This window comes from Arthrobacter sp. AFG20, from assembly GCF_002892795.1.
Taxonomy (GTDB): Bacteria; Actinomycetota; Actinomycetes; order Actinomycetales; family Micrococcaceae; genus Arthrobacter.
Genome location: NZ_PJMC01000016.1, coordinates 18,214 through 40,543 on the forward strand (window position 1 = coordinate 18,214; position 22,330 = coordinate 40,543).

General features: G+C 67.0%; 17 protein-coding genes. 14 read left to right on the forward strand and 3 right to left on the reverse strand.

The window, feature by feature from the left end; all coding sequences use genetic code 11:
- Positions 1 to 52 precede the first annotated feature (52 nt).
- The 3 genes from CXZ05_RS17230 to groL all read left to right on the forward strand — a co-directional run bounded on the left by CXZ05_RS17230 (position 53) and on the right by groL (position 2,661).
- Positions 53 to 454, forward strand: a complete 402-nt coding sequence (locus CXZ05_RS17230) for a hypothetical protein (RefSeq protein ID WP_102973748.1) — start codon at positions 53 to 55, stop codon at positions 452 to 454.
- Positions 455 to 671: 217 nt separating this feature from the next.
- On the forward strand, positions 672 to 965 hold the full coding sequence (gene groES / locus CXZ05_RS17235; protein ID WP_003805290.1) for a co-chaperone GroES: 294 nt from the start codon (positions 672 to 674) through the stop codon (positions 963 to 965).
- Between the two features lie 85 nt (positions 966 to 1,050).
- Positions 1,051 to 2,661, forward strand: a complete 1,611-nt coding sequence (gene groL / locus CXZ05_RS17240) for a chaperonin GroEL (protein ID WP_102973749.1) — start codon at positions 1,051 to 1,053, stop codon at positions 2,659 to 2,661.
- A 98-nt stretch (positions 2,662 to 2,759) separates the two neighbouring features.
- Here the strand turns inward: groL and CXZ05_RS17245 are convergent, their stop codons facing one another.
- Positions 2,760 to 3,728: a DUF389 domain-containing protein gene (locus CXZ05_RS17245; RefSeq protein WP_102973750.1), complete on the reverse strand. Its 969-nt coding sequence runs from the start codon at positions 3,726 to 3,728 to the stop codon at positions 2,760 to 2,762.
- 205 nt (positions 3,729 to 3,933) lie between these two features.
- Between CXZ05_RS17245 and CXZ05_RS17250 the strand changes: the two genes are divergently transcribed.
- From CXZ05_RS17250 to CXZ05_RS17260, 3 genes are all read left to right on the forward strand, one after another.
- Positions 3,934 to 6,003: an acyltransferase family protein gene (locus CXZ05_RS17250; RefSeq protein ID WP_102973751.1), complete on the forward strand. Its 2,070-nt coding sequence runs from the start codon at positions 3,934 to 3,936 to the stop codon at positions 6,001 to 6,003.
- A 168-nt stretch (positions 6,004 to 6,171) separates the two neighbouring features.
- Positions 6,172 to 7,683 (forward strand): IMP dehydrogenase, encoded by a 1,512-nt coding sequence (gene guaB / locus CXZ05_RS17255; protein ID WP_102973752.1) that lies wholly within the window; start codon positions 6,172 to 6,174, stop codon positions 7,681 to 7,683.
- Between the two features lie 91 nt (positions 7,684 to 7,774).
- Positions 7,775 to 9,634: an ABC transporter ATP-binding protein gene (locus CXZ05_RS17260; RefSeq protein ID WP_102973753.1), complete on the forward strand. Its 1,860-nt coding sequence runs from the start codon at positions 7,775 to 7,777 to the stop codon at positions 9,632 to 9,634.
- On the opposite strand, the gene CXZ05_RS17265 is transcribed toward CXZ05_RS17260, so the two are convergent.
- Positions 9,606 to 10,235 carry a hypothetical protein gene (locus tag CXZ05_RS17265; protein ID WP_102973754.1) on the reverse strand — a complete coding sequence of 210 codons (630 nt, stop codon included), beginning with the start codon at positions 10,233 to 10,235 and terminating at the stop codon, positions 9,606 to 9,608. The genes CXZ05_RS17260 and CXZ05_RS17265 overlap by 29 nt on opposite strands.
- Before the next feature lie 31 nt (positions 10,236 to 10,266).
- Here CXZ05_RS17265 and CXZ05_RS17270 point away from each other — a divergent pair, with 31 nt between their 5' ends.
- The 8 genes from CXZ05_RS17270 to CXZ05_RS17305 all read left to right on the forward strand — a co-directional run bounded on the left by CXZ05_RS17270 (position 10,267) and on the right by CXZ05_RS17305 (position 21,436).
- Positions 10,267 to 11,403 (forward strand): GuaB3 family IMP dehydrogenase-related protein, encoded by a 1,137-nt coding sequence (locus tag CXZ05_RS17270; RefSeq protein WP_102973755.1) that lies wholly within the window; start codon positions 10,267 to 10,269, stop codon positions 11,401 to 11,403.
- Between the two features lie 97 nt (positions 11,404 to 11,500).
- Positions 11,501 to 13,252, forward strand: a complete 1,752-nt coding sequence (locus tag CXZ05_RS17275) for a glycerol-3-phosphate dehydrogenase/oxidase (protein WP_102973756.1) — start codon at positions 11,501 to 11,503, stop codon at positions 13,250 to 13,252.
- Positions 13,253 to 13,302: 50 nt separating this feature from the next.
- Positions 13,303 to 13,791, forward strand: a complete 489-nt coding sequence (locus CXZ05_RS17280) for a PTS sugar transporter subunit IIA (RefSeq protein WP_102973757.1) — start codon at positions 13,303 to 13,305, stop codon at positions 13,789 to 13,791.
- A gap of 73 nt (positions 13,792 to 13,864) precedes the next feature.
- Positions 13,865 to 14,728: an SURF1 family protein gene (locus CXZ05_RS17285; protein WP_102973758.1), complete on the forward strand. Its 864-nt coding sequence runs from the start codon at positions 13,865 to 13,867 to the stop codon at positions 14,726 to 14,728.
- A complete protein-coding gene (locus tag CXZ05_RS17290) occupies positions 14,725 to 15,225 on the forward strand; it encodes a DUF3817 domain-containing protein (protein WP_102973759.1) in 501 nt (166 codons plus the stop codon). Before CXZ05_RS17285 ends, CXZ05_RS17290 begins: the two co-directional genes overlap by 4 nt.
- A gap of 71 nt (positions 15,226 to 15,296) precedes the next feature.
- On the forward strand, positions 15,297 to 16,886 hold the full coding sequence (guaA, locus tag CXZ05_RS17295) for a glutamine-hydrolyzing GMP synthase (RefSeq protein WP_102973760.1): 1,590 nt from the start codon (positions 15,297 to 15,299) through the stop codon (positions 16,884 to 16,886).
- Between the two features lie 159 nt (positions 16,887 to 17,045).
- Positions 17,046 to 21,206 (forward strand): AAA family ATPase, encoded by a 4,161-nt coding sequence (locus CXZ05_RS17300; RefSeq protein ID WP_258006626.1) that lies wholly within the window; start codon positions 17,046 to 17,048, stop codon positions 21,204 to 21,206.
- Complete coding sequence (locus CXZ05_RS17305) at positions 21,203 to 21,436, forward strand: hypothetical protein (protein ID WP_102973762.1); 234 nt, start codon at positions 21,203 to 21,205, stop codon at positions 21,434 to 21,436. Before CXZ05_RS17300 ends, CXZ05_RS17305 begins: the two co-directional genes overlap by 4 nt.
- Positions 21,437 to 21,508: 72 nt before the next feature.
- Here CXZ05_RS17305 and cpaB read toward each other — a convergent pair whose 3' ends face one another.
- Positions 21,509 to 22,255 (reverse strand): Flp pilus assembly protein CpaB, encoded by a 747-nt coding sequence (gene cpaB / locus CXZ05_RS17310; protein WP_180987440.1) that lies wholly within the window; start codon positions 22,253 to 22,255, stop codon positions 21,509 to 21,511.
- Positions 22,256 to 22,330: the final 75 nt, after the last annotated feature.

Consider the following 22,330-nt stretch of genomic DNA (forward strand, 5'->3'; position numbering starts at 1 on the left):
ATCAAGCCTAGTGGAGCGGCCGCCCCAAGCTCTTCCCGATAGTGTGGTCTGAATGGAATCCAGCGAAACGCCAGCCCCCGATCAGCCCGAAAGCACCAGCCCCCGTCCGGCACAGCATAGCCGCCTGGTCCGGTACGCACGCCCGGTGCTGATCGCCGGAGCCGTTGTCGCCGTCGTCTGTCTTGTCCTGCTGGTGATCATCTTCCTGCTGGACTCCTTCAATTCCACCGTCTACTCGGTGGGCGGCAAGAACATCAGTGACGCCACCGAGGAAGCCCGGCAGATCCGGGACCTGTACCTGGGGGCGCGTGTCGGCGGCATCGTGGTGCTCATCGTGTCGGTCGTGACCGCGGCGGCGGCCGCCGCCGTGCTTGTCCGCGAACAGCGGAAAGCGGGCGACCAAGACGCCGACGGCGGCGAGGACCTTGGGTTCGACGACCTCGCCGGGCGCTGAACGAAGGGTCCGCGCGGGTTACGGCGGATGAATTTCTGGCACTCGCCTTGACCGAGTGCTAACCCCTTACATAGAGTCATCATTAGCACTCTCCCTAGGAGGGTGCTAACACACGAAGAGCTGCCAGCCTGGCTGCTGCCGGCACCGCGACGACGGTCTGCCGCCAAGGCGCAACGGCTTTACTGTCCATGAATTTTGACGAAAAGGAGAGGTCCGAGTGTCGGTCTCTATTAAGCCTCTTGAGGATCGTATTGTTGTCCGCCCGCTCGAAGCCGAGCAGACCACGGCTTCCGGCCTGGTTATCCCGGACTCCGCCCAGGAGAAGCCGCAGGAAGGCGAAGTTGTTGCAGTAGGCCCCGGCCGCTTCGAAGACGGCAACCGCGTACCGGTTGACGTAGCCGTTGGCGACGTCGTCATCTACTCCAAGTACGGCGGAACGGAAGTCAAGACTGGCGGCACCGAGTACCTCGTGCTCTCCGCCCGCGACGTTCTGGCGATCGTCGTAAAGTAACTCTTTGGATCCCCGTGCCGCCGTCCGTGTCTGATTCTGTCTGACCGGTCGGCTGCACGGGGTTCTGTCTTGAAAGGACAAAACCATGGCAAAGCAGCTTGCGTTTAACGACGCTGCCCGCCGGTCGCTTGAAGCCGGCATCGACAAGCTCGCCAACACGGTTAAGGTGACGCTTGGTCCCCGCGGCCGCAACGTCGTGCTGGACAAGAAGTGGGGCGCCCCCACCATCACCAACGACGGCGTGACCATCGCCCGGGAAATCGAGCTGGACGACCCGTACGAGAACCTTGGCGCCCAGTTGGCCAAGGAAGTCGCCACCAAGACGAACGATGTCGCCGGTGACGGCACCACCACTGCCACCGTGCTCGCCCAGGCACTGGTCAAGGAAGGCCTGCGCAACGTTGCCGCCGGCGCCGCTCCGGGCCAGATCAAGCGCGGCATCGAGGTCTCCGTCGAGGCCATCGCAGCACGCCTGCTGGAGAACGCCCGTCCCGTCGAGGGCACCCAGGTGGCCAACGTTGCCGCCATCTCGGCCCAGAGCGACGAGGTGGGCGAGCTGCTCGCCGAGGCATTCGGCAAGGTCGGCAAGGATGGTGTGATCACCATCGAGGAATCCTCCACCACGCAGACCGAACTGGTTCTCACCGAAGGCATGCAGTTCGACAAGGGCTACCTGTCCCCGTACTTCATCACCGACACCGAGCGCCAGGAAGCCGTCCTCGAGGACGCCCTCATCCTGATTAACCAGGGCAAGATCTCCTCGGTGCAGGAATTCCTGCCGCTGCTCGAGAAGGCGCTGCAGAGCTCCAAGCCGCTGTTCATCATCGCCGAGGACGTCGACGGCGAGGCCCTGTCCACGCTGATCGTCAACCGCATCCGCGGCACCCTGAACGTGGTTGCCGTCAAGGCTCCGGGCTTCGGTGACCGCCGCAAGGCCATGCTGCAGGACATCGCCACGCTGACCGGCGCCCAGGTTGTGTCCCCCGAGCTGGGCCTGAGCCTGGACTCCGTGGGCCTCGAGGTGCTGGGTACCGCCCGCCGCATCACGGTGACCAAGGACAACACCACCATCGTTGACGGCGCAGGTTCGGCCGAGGACGTTGCAGCACGTGTTGCCCAGCTGCGCGCCGAGCTGACCCGCACCGACTCCGACTGGGACCGGGAAAAGCTGCAGGAACGCCTGGCCAAGCTGGCCGGCGGCATCGGCGTGATCAAGGTCGGCGCAGCCACCGAGGTTGAGCTGAAGGAAAAGAAGCACCGCATCGAAGATGCAGTGTCCTCCACCCGTGCAGCCCTCGAAGAAGGCATCGTGGCCGGCGGCGGTTCCGCCCTGATCCACGCGCTGAAGGCACTCGACGAGGATCCGGCTGTCACGGCACTCGAAGGTGACGCGGCTGCTGCGGTCGGCATCGTCCGCCGTGCGCTGGTCCAGCCGCTGCGCTGGATCGCCCAGAACGCCGGCCACGACGGCTACGTTGTGGCGGCCCGGGTTGCCGAGCAGGACAACAACCACGGCTTCAACGCCAAGTCCGGCGAGTACGAGGACCTGATCGCGGCGGGCGTCATCGACCCCGTCAAGGTCACCCGTGCGGCCCTTCGCAACGCAGCCTCCATCGCTGCGCTGGTGCTCACCACCGAAACCCTCGTGGCCGACAAGCCCGCCGAGGAAAACGAGCACGCAGGCCACAGCCACTAGGCTGCAGCCTGCTCTTGCGGTTCCTCAGAGGAGGCCCGGTCCAGCTGTTGCTGGCCGGGTCTCCTTTGCGCTTCCTGGCGTCCGGCTTTTAGCGCCCGCTACCTCCGGGTGCGAATGGCCTGCCGGCGCAGTCGCAGCGCGACGCCGTCGGGAAGCCGTTTGGTGACCAGCCGGTAAAAGTACAGGACCGCGACGGCGGCGGCCACGATGCCGCCGAGGTTCACCAGCAGTTGCAGGGCCGAGCCGGCCGCCTTGCTGAACTCGCCGAGGACCAGCGCCACGGCAACAAAGCCTCCCGCCGGCACGGTGGTTACTGAAATAAAGACGCCGATCAGGGCGGCCGAGCGCCCGCTGATCACGGAAAGCATCCCGGCGGCGCCGGCGAGGACAGCCACGATCAGCGAAAACGGTCCCGGGTGGTAGATGAACTCGGCCGCCGGGGCGCGGTCCAGCACATCACGCGGAAAGAGGTCCGCGGGCAGCGCAAGCCAGGTGATCAGCGCGGTGCTGAGCATCGCGATGGGGAAGCCCACACCGAGGGCAAGCGCCGCGCGCCCGCCGAGCTGCCAGTTTCCCCGCACCACAGCCACAGCCAGCGCCGCCAGCGGCCCGAACTCCGGACCCACGGCCATGGCACCGACGATCGCGATGGTGGAGTCGGTGACGATGCCGATGGCCGCAAGCAGGGTGGCAAGCACAAGGAACGACAGGAAAGTCCAGCTGAGCCGGGACTCTTCACCGGTCTGCCGCGACAACTCGTCCCAGATCACCGTGTCGGCGCCTTCTCCGGGCGCCGCTTCCTCAGCCTTGTCGGCCCTGTCGGAGAGAACCAGGTCCGGAGCTGTAAGGGCGATCGAACCGAGACTCTCAATCTTCAGGGCCCGGAGCTTCTCCATCAGCTCCTCCACCGATTCCCGGGCAACGTGCACTAGAATCACGTCGCCTTTGGGAAGGATCGAGGCGCCGGTATGCAGGGCAACCTCGGCCGTGCCGGCCTGCTGCTGGCACAGGTCAGCCACGAGAGCTGTCAGTTCGGCCGGAACGCAAATGCGCATCTGCACAATCACGGGGCTCTCCAATCCCACGCCGCTAAATTCCCTTAGGGCGACTCTATAGTGCCCATGAAACAGGTATCTGCCCTGCCGAGACGCGGGTCACATGCCGCGCGTTTGATTCGTCTCGAATATCACGAATCGGTAACATGGGTACTTTGTGCTGCCGTTTGAGGGGTTATCTGTGCCAGAAGCGAGATCGACTGACCCGCTGAGAAGCATGCCGCGCGAGGAGCCGGCAGGGGGACAAAATCAAGCGCCGCGGGCTGCCCGGCTGAAGGCCAAACCGGGCTACCGGCCCGAGGTCCAGGGCCTTCGTGCCCTCGCGGTGCTCATGGTGGTCACGTACCACGTGTGGCTTGGCCGGGTTTCCGGCGGCGTGGATATTTTCCTCCTCATCTCGGCGTTCCTGCTGACCATGTCCTTCGTCCGCAAGGTGGAAAAGGGCACGCCGCTGCGCCTCGTGAGTCACTGGCTGCACCTCTTCAAGCGGCTGATCCCGGCCGCCGTCGTCGTGATTCTCGGTGTGCTGGCCGGAACCTGGCTGGTCCTGCCGCAGAGCCGCTGGCCCGATGTCCTCAACGAGGCGTGGGCGTCCCTCCTCTACGGGCAGAACTGGCTGCTGGCCAACAGCGCAGTGGACTACTACGCGCAGGACCACTCGGGAGCCAGCCCGCTCCAGCACTTCTGGTCGCTGTCCATTCAGGGCCAGGTCTTCATTCTCTGGCCCCTCATCTTCGCCGGCTCCGCCCTGGTGTGGAGGCTGCTGCGGCGCCGCCGGGACGTCAGCTACCGGACTGTCCTGATGGTTGCCTTCGGCGGCATCTTCATCGCTTCCCTGGTGTTCTCCATCGACCAGACGGCCAGCAACCAGGCCTATGCCTACTTCGATACGCGGACCCGGCTGTGGGAGTTCGCGCTGGGATCGCTGCTGGCACTGGTGCTGCCCCACCTGAAGCCGGGGAAGGCGCTGCGCGTTGTGCTGGGCTGGGCCGGGCTGGCCGCCATGCTTTCCTGCGGCCTGCTGCTCACCGTTGACCGGTCCTTCCCGGGCTACATCGCGCTGTGGCCCACGCTGGCGGCGGCCGCCATCATCGTCGCCGGGCAGAGCGGCAGCCGGTTCGGCGTGGACCGGCTCCTGATCGCAAAGCCGCTGGTCGCGCTGGGGGACAACTCCTACGCCCTGTACCTCTGGCACTGGCCCATCCTTGTCCTGTCGCTTGCAGCCACCGGCATCGAAAAGCCCAATTTGGTCCAGGGCCTCGCCATTGTTGCCGGTTCCGTGGTCCTGGCCGTGCTCACCACCCGCTTCGTCGAGAAACCGCTGCGCGAATGGCACTGGCCGCAACTGCGGGCCTGGCGCACCGCCGTCGTGATTGTTGCCTGCGGCGCCCTGCTGGCCGGGCCTGTCGCGGTGTGGCAGACCAAGCTGACCGCAGAGGAAGCGGCAGCAGCCGCGCAGCCGCGCGAGCTGACTCCGGGTGCCGCCGCGCTGGCGCCGGAGAACGCCGGCAAGGCGACGCCGGAAGCCACCGTGATCCCGGCACCTGCCGCCATGAAAAACGAGTGGGCGGACATCGACGGGCTGTGCACCGGCGAAAACGTCCCCAGCGACCCGCTGCTCAACGGCTGCCTGCAGAACAGCAAGCCGGACAAGGTCACCAAGAGGATCGTGGTGCTCGGCGATTCCCACGCGCAGCAGTACATGGCCGCGCTCGGCCCCATCGCCAGGGACCACGGCTGGGAGGTGGTCACCCTCCTGAAGGGCAACTGCCGGTTCGGTGCCGAATCCACGGAGCGCGACGCCGACTGCAACGCCTTCAACAAGGCCAGCGCCGCGTACGTCATGGAGCACAAGCCGGACGCGGTGTTCACCGTGGCTTCCCTCACGCGTAAGGAAGCCCCGTTCGAAACCGCTGTGCCCGGCTACCTGGAGGGCATCAAGCCATTCACCGACGCAGGGATCGACGTGGTGGGGGTCCGGGACAACCCCCGCTTCGCCACCAACATGCCCGAATGCGTCCAGAAGTACGGCACCGACGCTCCGGAGTGCAACCCGCCGCTGGGCGAATCACTGGCCGCCAAGTCCCCGCTGGACGCGTACCGGGGCAAGGTGGACGGGCTGCACCTGATGGACATGAGCGACTTCATCTGCGCGGGCGGCATCTGCCCGGCCGTGGTGGGCAACGTGTACGTCTACAAGGACGACAACCACCTCACCAAGACCTACGTCCAGTCCATGATTCCGATGTTCGAGAAGCGGCTGCTGAAGGCGACCGACTGGAAATAGCGCCTCGGTCGTGCCTTTGCTCACAAAGCCGTCCCGGAATATGGGGATCGCCGCAGAGGTTCTAGAATTTATTCAATACTTCTGCACAGGCCAGTCCCGTAATGACGGGCTGGTCATCGGCTGCAACCCCTACCCGTGAACCTGTAAACCAAGGTAAGAGGCGCACTCATGACCCAGCCCGAGCACGACCCCTTCGGCTTCATCGGCCTGACGTACGACGACGTCCTGCTGCTTCCCGGCCACACCGACGTGATCCCCTCCGAGGCGGACACGTCCTCCCGGATCTCCAAGCGCATCACCGTCCAGACGCCGCTGCTTTCCGCGGCCATGGACACCGTCACCGAGTCCCGCATGGCCATCGCCATGGCACGCCAGGGCGGCCTCGGCGTCGTCCACCGCAACCTCGCGATCGACGACCAGGCCGACCAGGTGGACCGCGTCAAGCGCAGCGAGTCGGGCATGATCACCAACCCGCTCACCATCGGCCCCGAGGCCACGCTGCTGGAACTCGACGAGCTGTGCGCCCGCTACCGCGTCTCCGGCCTTCCCGTGGTCGACGACGGGAACCGGCTCCTCGGCATCGTCACCAACCGCGACACCCGCTTCGTGCCGGAATCCGACTTCCCGATCCGCCTGGTCAGCGACGTCATGACCAAGATGCCGCTGGTCACCGGCCACGTCGGCATCAGCCGGGAAGAGGCCTCGCACAAGCTGGCCACGAACAAGATCGAGAAGCTCCCACTGGTGGACGAGCAGGGGCGCCTGAAGGGCCTCATCACCACCAAGGACTTCACCAAGGCCGAGCAGTACCCGCTGGCTACCAAGGACGACGAGGGCCGGCTGCGTGTCGGCGCCGCCATCGGCTTCTTCGGCGACGGCTGGGAGCGTGCCATGAAGCTGGTGGACGCCGGCGTTGACGCCCTTTTCGTGGACACCGCCAACGGCCACTCGCAGGGTGTGCTGGACATGATCCGCCGCCTGAAGTCCGATCCGGTTGCTGCGCACGTGGACATCATCGGCGGCCAGGCCGCCACCCGCGAAGGCGCCCAGGCGCTGATTGACGCCGGTGCCGACGGCATCAAGGTGGGCGTCGGCCCGGGCTCCATCTGCACCACCCGCGTGGTGGCCGGTGTGGGCGTTCCGCAGATCACCGCCATCTACGAATCCGCGAAGGCTGCCATTCCGGCCGGCGTTCCGCTGATTGCCGACGGCGGCCTCCAGTACTCGGGCGACATCGGCAAGGCGCTGGTGGCCGGTGCTGACACCGTGATGCTCGGCTCCCTGCTGGCCGGCTGTGACGAGTCCCCGGGTGAACTGATCTTCGTCAACGGCAAGCAGTTCAAGAGCTACCGCGGCATGGGGTCCCTCGGTGCCATGCAGTCGCGCGGCAAGAACACCTCCTACTCGAAGGACCGCTACTTCCAGGCCGACGTCTCCGGCGATGACAAGCTCATCCCCGAGGGCATCGAAGGCCGCGTGGCCTACCGCGGACCGCTGGCCTCGGTGGCGTACCAGCTGGTGGGCGGCCTCCGCCAGACCATGTTCTACGTCGGGTCCCCGACCATCCCCGAGCTGAAGTCCCGCGGCAAGTTCGTGCGTATCACTCCGGCCGGACTGAAGGAATCGCACCCGCACGACATCCAGATGACGGTCGAGGCGCCGAACTACGGTTCGCGCTAGCCGCCGCTGACGGGCCGCCGGGATACCTCCCGGCGGCCCGTCGTCGATTGCACCGCCTCAGACGTGTCGGTGCCGGGGCTAGGCTGGAGCCATGTCCCAACCACGCCATCCCGCCGAACTGAACCCAAAAAAGGAACCCCAGCGGCGGCTGGCTCTGAAGCCCTATGCCCGTGCCGTGGCCCAGGTGCTCCGCGTCAGTTTCCACGCGTCGCCGGGTGCCGTGCTCATGAAGGTGGCCGGATCGCTGATCTCGGCGGTGCTGCCGCTGGTCACCACGTACTTCGCCGGCCTGACCACCACCGCGCTGGCCGCAGCCTACAGCGGGGACGCCGCAGCCGGGCAGCAGGCCATCGTGTACGTCATCATCACTGCCGCCCTCGGCCTGTTCTGGGGCGCGTTCGGCAGCGTGGACCGCTACATCCAGCAGCTCATGAGCTTCAGGGTGGGTGCCATCGTGGGGGACCTGATGTACGAGCGGTTCCTTGCGCTGGACTTCTGGCGGTACGACGACAAGGAAACGGTGGACCTCTACGACCGTGCCAAGCGGTTCTCCGACTCGTACGCCAGGGTCCTGGACCGGATCGCGGCCATCTTCACGCAGCTGGTGTCGGTGATTTTGGCCATCGGCGCGCTCCTGCTGGTGAGCTGGTGGATCGCCGTGATCGTGCTCGTCGCGATCGTCCCCAGCGTCTACCTGCAGTTCAAGCTGTCCCGCGAGCAGATCGCGCACTGGAACACCCAGGTGGATTCGCGCCGGCAGCGGCGGATGATCGAGACCAACCTGCTCCGGCCCCAGCACATCGCCGAGATGCGTCTGTACGGGATCGTCGGGTACCTCATGGGGCTGCGCTCCCGGCTCCGGGACGCGGACGAGAAGCGCCGGCTGGACTTCCAGAAGCGGTACATCCCCAAGCAGTTGGCCGCCGACGCCCTGCAGTACGCCGCGGAGGTTGTCTCGCTCATTTGGGTGGTCGGCCAGATCATCGCCCGCGCCCAGCCGGTCGGGCAGTTCCTCTACGTCCAGCAGATCGTCAGCCGGGCTCTGTCCACGGCGAACAGCCTGGTGTCCTCGCTCAGCTCGATCGACGAGGACCTCGCCAACCTCAAGGACTACGAACTGTTCATGGCACTGCCCGTGCACTCCAGCCATGCACCGCCGCTGCTGGAGGCGCCAAAGACGGTTGAGCTGCGGGACATCCGCTTCACGTACACCGGCAGCGACATCGAAGTGATCCGCGGCATCAGCATGACCATCCGCGAGGGCCAGCACATCGCCATCGTGGGGGAGAACGGCGCCGGAAAGTCCACGCTGATCCGCATCCTGGCCGGGCTCTACCGCCCGGATTCCGGCCAGGTGATGCTCGACGGCGTGGACCTCGCCGCCGTCGACGTCACCTCCTGGCACCGCCACCTGGCGGTGCTCAGCCAGGAATTCCTCAAGTACGAGTTCGCCACCGCGGCCGAAAACATCCTTTTCGGTGACGTCGACTCGCCCCGCGACGATGCGCGGGTCAGCCGTGCGGCCGCCGATGCAGAGGCGCTGGAATTCATCAACAAGCTGCCGAACGGCCTGGACAACCACGTCAGCAACTGGATGGAGGATCCGCGCGGCCGGAAGGGGAGTGGACTGAGCGGCGGGCAGTGGCAGCGGCTGGCCATGGCCCGGAATTTCTACCGGAACGCCTCCTTCATGGTCATGGACGAGCCCACTTCAGCCATCGACGCGCTGGCGGAGCACCGAATCTTCACCCGGCTGTTCGCCGAGCGCAGCAGCACCATCATCGCCATCAGCCACCGGCTCGCCACGATCGAGAAGGCAGACATCGTGTACATGCTGGAGGACGGCCGGATCGTGGAGCAGGGCACGCACCGGGAACTGGTTGCGCTCCGCGGCCGCTACTTCCGGATGTTCGAGTCCCAGCTCAGTGTTGAGGAGGCCGGGGGGATCTAGCTTCCGCCACCGTGGTCCGGACCCGGGCGAGGCTGGGCCGCGGCGGGACGCTGCTGAACCCGAAAGTTACCGGCGGGCTGATGGAGGACAGCGGTCCGGCGTCCGTGCCCTCCCAGCTGACGACGGCGGAGCTGACGTGGTGCAGGTCGCTCACCCCGTAATACTCCAGCCTGCCGTTCCCCGCCGTGCCGAAGGTCCTTGTTCCGGGGCTGGCTGCGGTCACGAGCGGGCTGACGGCGGTCAGCCAGCGGGTGTTCACGGCAACGGGCCGGGGGACCGCCCGCAGCAGAGAGCCCAGGAGGGCCCTGCCGCCGACAGTGGCCCGGAGAGCCAAGGGACCGGCGTCGACCGTCAACGACTGCCCGGCCAGCACGGCAGAGACGTCGACGACGCGGACCTCCTCGAAGCTGTAGGTGGCGGCGATGAACTCAGCCACCTCCTCCGCCGGAGCCAGCAGTATCCGCCGCGCCGACGGCAACTGCACCATCGCATCCGCGAACGGACCGAAGGGCGATTCCTGCCAGATCCCGACCACCGCGCGCAGGCCGGAGCCGGTCCCGATCCCTGCGATGTGGCCGTCGAAGACCCAGCGTCCGCCCATTCGGCCACTGTAGCTGGGATAACCTAGAGCAGTGACTTACGAGATTGAGATTGGCCGTGGCAAGCGTGGGCGTCGTGCCTACTCCCTGGATGACATTGCGATCGTCCCCAACCGTCGCACCCGTGACCCCAAGGACGTCTCCGTCTCGTGGCAGATCGATGCCTACAAGTTCGACATGCCGGTTATCGCGGCCCCAATGGATTCCGCCATGTCCCCGGCTACAGCCATCGCGCTCGGCAAGCTCGGCGGCCTGGGCGTCCTGGACCTTGAAGGCCTCTGGACCCGGTACGAGGACCCGCAGCCTGTGCTGGACGAGATCGGCGAGCTTGCGGACGAAACCAACAGCCCCGCCGTCACACGCAGGATGCAGGAGCTCTACAAGGCACCCATCCAGCCTGAGCTGATCACCTCGCGCCTGGCCGAAATCCGCGCCGCAGGCATCACCGTGGCCGGCTCACTGACCCCGCAGCGCACCCAGGAACACTACAAAACCGTGGTGGCCGCCGGCGTCGACATTTTTGTGATCCGTGGAACCACGGTGTCCGCCGAGCACGTCTCCAAGGACCATGAGCCGCTGAACCTGAAGCAGTTCATCTACGAACTCGACGTCCCCGTCATCGTGGGCGGCGCCGCGGGCTACACGCCCGCGCTGCACCTCATGCGCACCGGCGCGGCCGGCGTCCTGGTCGGGTTCGGCGGCGGTGCCACCACCACCACGCGGCGCGCCTTGGGCATCCACTCGCCCATGGCCTCCGCCATCTCCGACGTGACCGCCGCCCGCCGCGACTACATGGACGAATCCGGCGGACGCTACGTCCACGTGATTGCCGACGGCGGCATGGGCACCTCGGGCGACATCGTCAAGGCCATCGCCGTGGGCGCCGACGCCGTCATGCTCGGCACCGCCCTCGCCCGGGCGGAAGAGGCCCCCGGAAAGGGCTGGCACTGGGGCCAGGAAGCGCACCACCTTGAACTGCCCCGCGGCGACAGGGTCAACATCGGGACTGTCGGTCCGCTGGAAGAGGTGCTCTTCGGGCCGGGCCACCACACCGACGGAACCTCCAACCTGATCGGCGCGCTCCGCCGCTCCATGGCCACCACCGGCTACTCGGACCTCAAGGAGTTCCAGCGGGTCGACGTCGTGGTTTCGCCCTACGCCGGAAACTGACCTGCGGCCGCGGCAACACAGTCCGCGGCCCTGCCCATCGGCAGGCGTACGAAGTAGTCTGGTGAACTACAACGTTCGATGAGGATGGAGGCCTGTCATGACCGGTTTCGGTGAACGTCCGCCGGCGACTAGGGGAGCCTTGGGACCCGAGGCGCGGGAGTCCGCACTGGCGGCGCTCAAGGCTTCAACGGAGCCGGGCAAGGAACTGGACATCCTCATCGTCGGCGGCGGCATCGTCGGCACCGGGGTGGCCCTCGACGCCGTCACCCGCGGCCTGAGCGTCGGCATCGTGGAAGCCAGCGACTGGGCCGCCGGGACCTCATCCCGGTCCTCCAAGCTCATCCACGGCGGCCTCCGTTACCTCGAAATGCTCGACTTCGCCCTGGTGAAGGAGGCGCTGCAGGAACGGGGGCTGCTGCTTTCCGAGCTGGCGCCGCACCTGGCCCGGCCGGTGCCTTTCCTGTACCCGCTGACCAAACACTTCGTCGAGCGGCCGTACATCGGCGCCGGCATCGCGCTGTACGACGCCATGTCCATTTCCGGCGGGCACAAGCGCGGCGTGCCGTTCCACAAGCACCTGTCGCGCCGCGGCACTCTGCGCGCCGCCCCGAGCCTGAAAGACGACGCCTTCGTCGGCTCGATCCGCTACTACGACGGACAGGTGGACGACGCCAAGTACGTGGCCAACCTGGTGCGGACCGCCGCCTACTACGGCGCGCACGCGGTCAACCAGACCGCCGTCGTCGATTTCCTGCGCGAAGGCGAACGTGTGGTGGGCGCCAAGGTGGTGAACCGCGAGGACGGCTCCAACTTCAACATCCGCGCCAAGCAGGTCATCAACGCCACCGGGGTCTGGACCGACGAAACACAGGCCATGGTCACGGACCGCGGCCAGCTGAAGGTGCGCGCGTCCAAGGGCATCCATCTGGTGGTGCCGCGGGACCGCTTCCAGTCAACGGTCGGGCTGATCCTGCGGACGGAGAAGTCCGTGCTGTTCGTCATCCCGTGGGGGCGGCACTGGATCATCGGCACCACGGACACCGACTGGCACTTGGACAAGGCCCACCCCGCGGCGTCCAGCAAGGACATCGACTACATCCTGGAGCACGTCAACACGGTCCTCAAGCGGCCCCTCACCCGGGAAGACGTGGAAGGTGTCTACGCCGGGCTGCGGCCGCTGCTGGCCGGAGAAAGCGACTCCACGGCCAAGCTTTCCCGCGAGCACATCGTGGCCCACCCCGTGCCCGGCCTGGTGGTGGTGGCCGGCGGCAAATGGACCACCTACCGCGTCATGGCCAAGGACGCCGTGGACGAAGCCGTCCGCAGCATGGACGAGCGCGTGCCCCCGAGCTGCACCGAGACCATTCCGCTGCTCGGAGCCAGCGGGTTCAGGGCCGCCTGGAACCGCCGGAACCGGACCGCCGAGGAATCAGGGGTGCACGTCGCACGCGTGGAGCACCTGCTGAACCGCTACGGATCCATGACCTCTGAGGTGCTGGCCATCATCCAGGACCGGCCCGAACTGGCCGAGCCGCTGCCCGGCGCCGACGACTACCTGCAGGCCGAGGCAGTCTACGCGGCAACCCATGAGGGCGCCCGGCATGTGCATGACGTCCTGACCCGGCGCACCCGGATTTCCATCGAGGCGTGGGACCGCGGTGTGTCTGCCGTCCCGGTAGTCGCTAAGCTTATGGGAGAAATTCTTGGCTGGAGCGATGCGCAGCGGGAAAGCGAAATCAAGCACTACCTGGCGCGGGTGGAAGCCGAACGGCTCAGCCAGCAGCAGCCCGATGATGAATCGGCCGACGCTGCCCGGCTGGGCGCGGAGGACATCGTCCCGCTGCGCTGAGATCGCAGACCGCCGCCGGACGGGCCCCGGCCTCACTGAAGGGACACCACTTGGCGGAACCACTGGACCGTTACGATGCCGAGCTCACCACACCGGACATGGTGATCCTCGAAATGGACGCCGAGGACAAGGTGGACGCAGCCAGCCAGCTGGCCCGGAAGCTGTTCGACGCCGGCCGCGTCTCAGACCTCGAGGGTTTCCTGGCACACGTTAACGCCCGTGAGCACCAGCTCGCCACCGGCCTGCCGGGGGGAGTGGGCCTGCCGCACGCCCGCAGCGAGTTTGTCTCCGAGACCTCGATCGCCGTCGGAATCACCAAGTACGGCAAGGCCCTGGACTTTGGGGCCGCGGACGGACCGGCCACCGTGGTCCTGCTCATCGCCACGCCGGCGAGCTCGTTCTCCGATCACCTCGAGGTCCTCGCCACCCTGGCGCGTTCCCTGTCCAAGGAATCGTTCCGCGAGTCGCTGCGCCGGGCCTACGATGCGGACATCATCGCAGAGCTCATCAACTCAAGCCTGGTCTTCTTCGACCATTGACGATTGGAGGCAGGCTGCCCCGCCCTGGGCAGGCGTTTCGTTGTTCTACACACGGACGAAGTAACGTTAAGGGGTGTGGAAAACAGCCCTCCAGCCCCGGTGGATCGCAGGCCTGGTCTTTGCGATCGCCGTTTCGGGTGTCTTTGTGCTCCTGAGCCAATGGCAGTTCGGCCGTTCCACACAGCCTGAAGTGCCGGTCAGCCCCACCACGGAGCAGGTCCAGGCCCTGACAAAAACCCTGCAGCCCGGCGACTTCTTCCGCGGCTCGGTGGCGGACCAGATGGTCACGGCATCCGGCGCCTACGATCCGGCCAAGCAGGTCCTGGTTCCGGGCCGCCTCAAGGACGGCAAGACCGGCTACTGGGTGGTTACGGCCTTCGCGGTGGCAGACGCCCCGCTACTCAAGGGCGCGGCAGTCTCACCGAAAACCTACATACCGGTGGCCCGCGGCTGGATCGCCGATCCCGCCGACGCCAGCGCCCCGCCGTCGGGCGTAATCCGGCTGACCGGACGGCTGCTGCCGTCCGAGGCCCCGGTGCCCAACACGGCCCCTGAACCCGGCCGGGCGACGGCCGTGTCCGTGGCCGAACTCATCAACGCCTGGAACGTCAGCAGCTACCCGGCCTTCGTTTCGGCCACGGCGGAAAAGTCGGGAACGGCCGACGTCGGTGCTGCCGCCGGCAGCGGCCTGGAGCCGCTCAGCATCGCCGCCCAGCCCCCGGCCGCGAAGGTCAACTGGCTGAACCTGTTCTACTCCGTGGAGTGGATCGTTTTCGCCGGCTTCGCCCTGTTCATCTGGTGGCGGCTGGTCAAGGACGACTACCGCAGGAGCCTCGAGGACGCTGAGGATTCCGCCAGCGGGGACAACGACGCCGGTGGCAGCGGCAGACCAGAACCTACCCAACCCAACGAGATCCAACAAAAGGTACAGCCATGATCGAACCCAAGCCGGCCGTCCAGCCCTCGAACCCTACCGGGGCGCCGAAGAAGCGACGCTTTGGCGGCACGGAGGCGCAGATCCGCTCCGCCCTGAAGTTCTACAAGGTCATGGCCTACCTCACGGGTGCCATGCTGCTGCTGCTGTGCGCGGAGCTGGTGGCCCGCTACGGCTTCGGCCAGTACCTCTTCGCCGGGGGAACGGACGCCCTGACCGGCCAGCCGTTCGGCTTCGGCTTCGCCCAGGCGGAACCGAAGGGCGTCCTCGGCGGATTCAACGTGTCCGTGACCGTGCTCATCGTCCACGGCTGGATGTACGTCGTGTATCTGATGTCCAACTTCCGCCTGTGGACACTGATGCGGTGGCCGTTCGGCAAGATGATCCTGCTGGCACTCGGCGGCGTGGTCCCGCTGCTGTCCTTCATCGTGGAGAAGAAGTTCCACGCCGAGGTTGAGGCTGAACTGGCCGCCAACCCCCAGGCCGCCAGCCGCTACTGATCCGCGTTCCGTGCGTCACAGCGGGCCCCCTCAAGATGCGTCGGGGCAAGCGCGCAAAGTAGGCTAGTACGGTGACTACTCCCACTGCATCCCAGACTTCCCAGAAGCCGGTGCTGGTTGTTGACTACGGTGCCCAGTACGCGCAGCTGATTGCCCGCCGCGTCCGGGAAGCGAATGTGTATTCGGAAGTGGTTCCGCATACCCACAGCACTGAGCAGCTCCTGGCCAAGAACCCTGCCGCCATCATCCTCTCCGGCGGCCCCGCCAGCGTGTACGCGGATGGCGCCCCGAGCGTCGGTGCCGACCTTTTCGAGGCCGGCGTCCCGGTCTTCGGCATCTGCTACGGCTTCCAGGCCATGGCCAACGCCCTCGGCGGCAAGGTGGACAAGACCGGCCTGCGGGAGTACGGCTCCACCCAGACCACCATCCTGGGCGAAGGCCGTTCCGTCCTGGACGGAATGCCCCAGCACCAGAACACCTGGATGAGCCACGGTGACTCCGTCCACGAGGCTCCCGAGGGCTTCGAGGTGCTGGCCACTACGGCGGGTGCGGAAGTTGCCGCTTTCGCCAACGAGGAGAAGTGCCTGTACGGCGTGCAGTGGCACCCCGAGGTGAAGCACTCCGCCTACGGCCAGCAGGTGCTGGAAAACTTCCTCTTCAAGGGCGCCAAGCTGGAACCGAACTGGACCACGGGCAACATCCTTGAGGAGCAGGTGGATCGCATCCGGAAGCAGATCGGCGATGCCCGGGTTATCTGCGGCCTCTCCGGCGGTGTGGACTCGGCCGTTGCCGCAGCCCTCGTCCAGCGTGCCGTCGGTGACCAGCTGACCTGTGTCTTTGTCGATCACGGGCTGCTGCGCGAAGGAGAGGCCGAGCAGGTGGAGCGCGACTTCGTTGCCGCCACCGGCGTGAACCTCTACGTGGCCAACGAGCAGGAGCGGTTCCAGGCGGCGCTGGCAGGCGTCAGCGACCCTGAAACCAAGCGCAAAATCATCGGCCGCGAATTCATCAGGGCCTTCGAAGAGGCCGAGCGCGCGATCATCGCCGACGCCGCAGCGCACGGCGAAAAGATCAAGTTCCTCGTGCAGGGCACCCTGTACCCGGACGTCGTCGAATCCGGCGGCGGCGAGGGTGCAGCGAACATCAAGAGCCACCATAACGTGGGCGGCCTGCCGGAGGACCTGCAGTTCGAGCTCGTCGAGCCGCTGCGTGCCCTGTTCAAGGACGAGGTGCGTGCCGTGGGCGCCCAGCTCGGCCTGCCGCAGGAAATCGTCGGCCGCCAGCCCTTCCCCGGCCCCGGCCTGGGAATCCGCATCGTCGGCGAAGTCACCAAGGAGCGCCTGGACCTGCTGCGCAAGGCAGACGCCATCGCCCGCGCTGAACTGACCGCTGCCGGACTCGACAACGACGTCTGGCAGATGCCCGTGGTGCTGCTCGCTGACGTCCGCAGCGTCGGCGTCCAGGGCGACGGCCGCACGTACGGCCACCCGATCGTGCTGCGCCCCGTCTCCTCCGAGGACGCCATGACGGCCGACTGGTCGCGGCTTCCGTACGACCTGCTGGCCCGGATCTCCAACCGGATCACCAATGAGGTGGACGGCGTCAACCGGGTGGTGCTCGACGTCACCAGCAAGCCGCCGGGAACCATCGAGTGGGAATAGCGTTGTGAAAATGGCCGGCCTCCGCAGGGAGGCCGGCCATTTTGCATCCCCGGGTATCGCGTCCGGGACGGCCGCCAACTGTGCGAAATGCGCCGCAACTTGGACCGTCCCAGTGTTGCGGTCTCTCAACCGCGGCGGTTTCCGGCTACGCTCGAAACTATGCCCGTATGGTCCAAGGCGTCACGCGCAAGCACAGAAAAGAAGGCAGCAGTGTCAGTAGGTCAGGTCGACTCCGAGGGTTCGGAGGAGCTCAGGAAGTGGCTGTCCGGGCTCAAGCCCGTAACGGGGGCAGACACCATGCTGCGCTTCACCAAGACGCCCGAGGGTTCCATCGACCTCACGCACGCGCACCCTTCGGGCCTGGCGCAGCTCATGGCCGGGCGCCGCACGAGGCTTTCCACGCTGATCCGTGACCAGCAGCAGTACGTCGTGGCTGCGCGGGCCTCCCGGAACCTGCGCTCCAAGATCTTCGAACTGGCCAATGACCGTGGCATAGAGGCCGGGTACTTCTCGGCCGGCACCGTGGTCTGGACCTCGGCCGTCGGGGGCAAACCGCAGCGCGTCTCGGCACCGGTGATGCTGACCGCCATGTCGCTCACCATCCGCCCCGGGGAAGACGACTATGAACTGCAGCTCACGGAACAGGCGCGGATAAACCCGGCCCTGGTCCGCCACCTGAAAACCATCCACGGGATCGTGTTCGACGTCAACGCGGTGACACGGATGGCTTACAGCACCGCGCGGTTCGACCCCCTGCCCGTGCTGGACCGTATCAGCACCCTGGTCAAGCCGATCCACGGGGCCGACGTGGAGCACAACCTGCTCGTCTCCACCTTCGCGGACCTTTCCGGGAACCTCGACGATCCGTGGATCAACGGTCAGAACGAACTGGTGGCCTCGCTGGCCAAGACAGCGTCGGGCGAGATCGTCGACGTGCCCGCGCTCCAGCCCGGGCGCTTTCCCAGCGTGGACGAGCGGGACCCGGCGGAAGAGCTGCTGCTCCTCGACGCCGACGCCGACCAGCAGTATGTGATTGACGCCGTCCGTGCAGGGGACTCGCTGCTGGTGAGCAGCCCGCCCGGCACCGGCCAGACCCAGACGGCGATCAACACGATCGGTGCGCTCGTGGACGAAGGCAAGACCGTCCTGGTGGTGGGGGACCGGCGTGCCAGCCTCAGCGAGGTAGCCGGCCGCCTCGAGGACCTGGGCCTGGACTCCATCCTTTTCCAGTTGTCCGGAAACGCAACGCCGCAGCAGCTCAAGGGCCAGTTGGTGCGCGCCATCGTGCGTAACGAGAAGGCCCAGGAGCCGCAGCTCGGCGGCCTGCACAAGACTCTCACCGAGCACCGCCATGCCCTCCTGGACCACGTTGCGTCGCTGCACAACGTCCGGCAGCGGTGGGGCTGCTCTCCCTACCAGGCGATGCAGTCGCTCGCGGAACTGACGTCCATCCAGCCCGCCCCGGCCACCACCGTCCGCCTGAAGCGCAGCGTCCTGGACAGCATCCGCGACCGCGAGGAGCTCGCCGGACGGCTGAAGCGCGCCGCCGAACTCGGTGCGTTCAGCAGGGCGTCGACCACCAGCCCCTGGCACGGTGCGCGGCTGGTCACGCGCAAGGAAACCGAGGAAGCGCAGGAGCTGGCACGTGCGGTGGCGAAAAAGCTGCCGCTGCTCCAGGAACGGATGAAGGACGTGGCCAGCCACGCAGAAATCCGCCTGGGCACCACCTTCGCTGAATGGGGCTCGCAGCTCAAGCTCCTGGTGGCCGTCCGCGAAAGCCTGGACAAGTTCACCCCCGATATCTTTGACCGGCCCGTTACCGACCTGATTTCCGCGACGGCGTCCTCGTCCTGGCGCAGGGAGCGAGGCATCGACATGGCCTCGATGCAGCGGTCCCGCCTGCGGCGGGTGGCCAAGGAGTACGTCCGCCCGGGAGTCCATATCGCCGATCTGCACAGTTCGCTGGTGCTGGTCCAGGAACAGCGTGCCCAGTGGGCCGGATACGCCACCACGCAGCGGCATCCAGCGGTGCCGTCCGGCCTGGCGGAGATCAGCATCATGCACCGCGGACTGACCCGCGAGATGAAGATGCTGGGCGATGCCCTGCGGCATACGGCCGCCGGCGGTTCGCTGGAAAACATTCCCTACCCGGAGCTCATGGAGCGACTGGAACGGCTGGTCGCGGACACGCAGACGCTGCAGACCTTGCCCGAGCGCACGCTGCTCATCGAGAACATGCGCGAGCACGGGCTGGGGGAGCTGCTGGCAGACCTCTCCGAACGCGAGGTCGGGGCCGGGTCCGTCGCGGCCGAACTTGACCTGGCCTGGTGGCAGTCGGCGCTCGAAGCGATGATCAGCGGAGACGACTACCTTGCCATGTCCGACGGAGACGCGCTGCGCCAGCTTGAGGCGGAGTACCGGCTCGCGGACAACGCGCACATCGCCAGCGGCGCCGGACGGTTGCGATGGAAGCTGGCCGAGCGCTGGCGCGCGGGCATCGAGGAGCATGCCCGCCAGGCGGACCTGCTCCGGAGCCTGCTCAAGGACGGCCGCGTCACGCTGGCTGCGCTGACGGCGCAGGCGCCCGGGCTGGTTCCCATGCTGGTACCCGTCTGGTCGGTCAGCCCTTACCTCATGACCGGGCTCCTCCCGGCCGAGCAGAAGTTTGACGCCGTGGTGATCCTGGATGCCGAGGCGACGTCGCTGCAGGCGGTGCTTCCGGCCGTCGCCCGCGCCCGGCAGGTGATCGCCTTCGGCGACGACAGGATCGCCAGCCCACGCACCTTTACGGTCGCGGTGGAGCGTCTTGCCGCCGGCGAACAGTCGCACCAGAGTGTCGAAAGCGCGTTCACCGCGCTTTCGGCCGTGCTGCCGACGGCGCCGCTGCGCTCCGTATACCGCGCTGTGGACGAGGACCTGGTGCTGCAGCTCAGCAAAAACTTCTACGACGGCGGCCTCCGCCGGCTGCCGGAGGGCCAGTCGGCCACCGGGCTGGACCGTGCGCTGACGGTGGAGTACCTGCCCGACGGCACCGGCCTGCCCAGCGCGGACCATGAGGGCGTCGAATCGGTGGTGGCCGAAGTCAACCGGGTGGTTGAACTCGTGTTCGAACACGCGCGGCTCCGGCCCCGGACCTCGCTGGCCGTGGTGACCGCTAGCCTCCGGCACGCGGCACGCATCGGCGAGTCCATCCGGCTGCAGCTGCCCAACCATCCCTCGCTGTCCGGGTTCTTCACGGCAGGTGAAGAATCCTTCAGGGTTGTGGACCTGGAACGCGCCCAGGGGCTGGTCCGCGATCGTGTGATCTTCTCGCCGGGCTACGGGCGGACGCCGCACGGCCGGGCCCTGCACAGCTTCGGTCCGCTGTCCGCCGAGGGCGGCCGGGCCAAGTTCGCGCTGGCCATGACCCGGGCACGGCAGTCGCTGCACGTACTGACGTGCTTCAAGCCGGAGGACCTTGACCGGACGCGGCTGGCCCACGGCGCCGTCGATCTCTTCGAACTTCTGGACCGCGAGATCTCCGGCAACACCGATCTGGGGACTCCCGCATCCCGGGCAGCGGCAAGTGAACAGGCGCTGGGGGCCGATCCTCTGGTTGCAGATCTCGGTGACCGGCTCCGGGCCCGGGGTGCCCGCGTATGGCACCAGTACGACGGCGCCATCGATGTGGTGGCCGCGGCGGACCCGCTCAGCACCATGGGCCAGGACGACGCCGACATTCCGCGGCCGGTTGCCATCGAATCGGACGGCACCGAGCAGTACCGGCAGATGACAGTCCGGGAACGCAGCCGGCTGCGGCCCCAGCTGCTGGAGCGGCTCGGCTGGCGGTACATGCCGCTGTGGACCATCGAGGTCTTCACCGATCCCTCGGCGTGCGCCGACAGGATCGGCGGATACCTCGGGCTTGAGAAGCCTTCGCCCTCGGTGCGCTCGGTTGGCGCACCGGGATTCTTCCTGGATGACGACGTCAGTACCCTCGCGGTGGGTGACCTCGAGCCAGAGCCGGGGCAGGAGACCGCGTACGAGAACTTGGATGACCGTTTCGGCGACGAGCTGAGCCGTGACGACGCGGACGAGTCGGACGCGGATCAGCGGAACGCGGCTTCGTCGGGCGCGGATCAGACCGGCACCGATCGGACCGACCGAGATCAGACTGACATGGACCAGCTTGAGATTGATCAGACCGGTCCCGATCACGTGGCCGTTGACCAGCCGGATCACGACACTTCCGGTTACGACGCCGCGGGCGCCGGAGTAGGCTTCGGTTCTGAGGCTAGCCCGGACGGGCCGGCCACGGAATGGAAGGAGGGCCCGCTGTGACATCCGCCGGCGGGGCTGAACGCAAGGACGGGACCGAGGGCAAGGATGTGCAAGCCACGGCGGGGGAGAAGCCCGCACGGGTGCGCCCCAGCAAAAGCCGCGGACAGCAGCGGACAGGCGTGGTCCCCAAAAGGGCTGCCGAGGACGATCCGCGCACCTGGGGCGATGCAGAATCCGGCAACGACCACGACGCTTGGCTGAAAGAGCAGAAGCCCCCGCACTGGGGCTGAGCAATCGGGCAAACATACCGCGGATTCGTGCGGAGCCAAGGCTCCTGGGGCCGAGGATGCGCACTGGGAGGCTCACCGGGCGCCAGACCGCACGAGCACGAAAAACAGCTTTCCCTGGGTTGACGCGCCCGCCAGGGCACTGGCCTGCGCAGGGGTGGCGGCCACGACCAGGAGCCCGTCCGAATCCCCGGCAGCAAGCCACTGGCCGCTTTGGGCTTCCTGACCGGAGGTCCACAGGACCGGCACTGACTTGGCGAGTACCTTCGAGGCAGATGCCTGCTCATAGCCGTTGCCGCTTGTCAGGACCACGTTCACGAGTTGTCCGGGAGATACCAGCTGGATGGATGACGGGTCCGCCATCCGCAGCGGCACTGCAGCGGACCCGGGCGGCGCTCCCGTCAGCAGGCCTGGACCCACCAGTTGAGCATCGGTGAGGAGCTGGCCCTTGCGGAGCGGCGCTGCCAGCTGCTTGCCGTCCGCTCTGGAGCTATCAGCGAAGGTCCCGTCCGGCACCATGGCCGGCGGAACGCTGACGGTCTTGACATCACTGCCGTTGAGGTTTGCCCCGGCCGGAAGGTCACGGGCGGCGGCCAGGACGCTCACAGTCCGGGCAGGGGCAGGAGTCAGCTGGTGAACGGCGATCCCCGCGGCCGCGCAGAGGAGCAGTGCCACGGCAAGGCGCCGGTTACGGTTCAGCCATCCCGCAAAGCGCCGTCGGCGGGGACGCGGACGGGCGGCGGAACCAGGCAGTGCGTTGCGGCGCCCGGGACGAACGGCCGGGCGGCCTGCCCTGGCGGGGAAAACTCCGGTAGCTGGCATGCCGCCACGCTACGGGCCCCCGCTGGCCGACGACAGGCACCGGCAGCCGTATGTGGATAAGCCACTCACGAAACG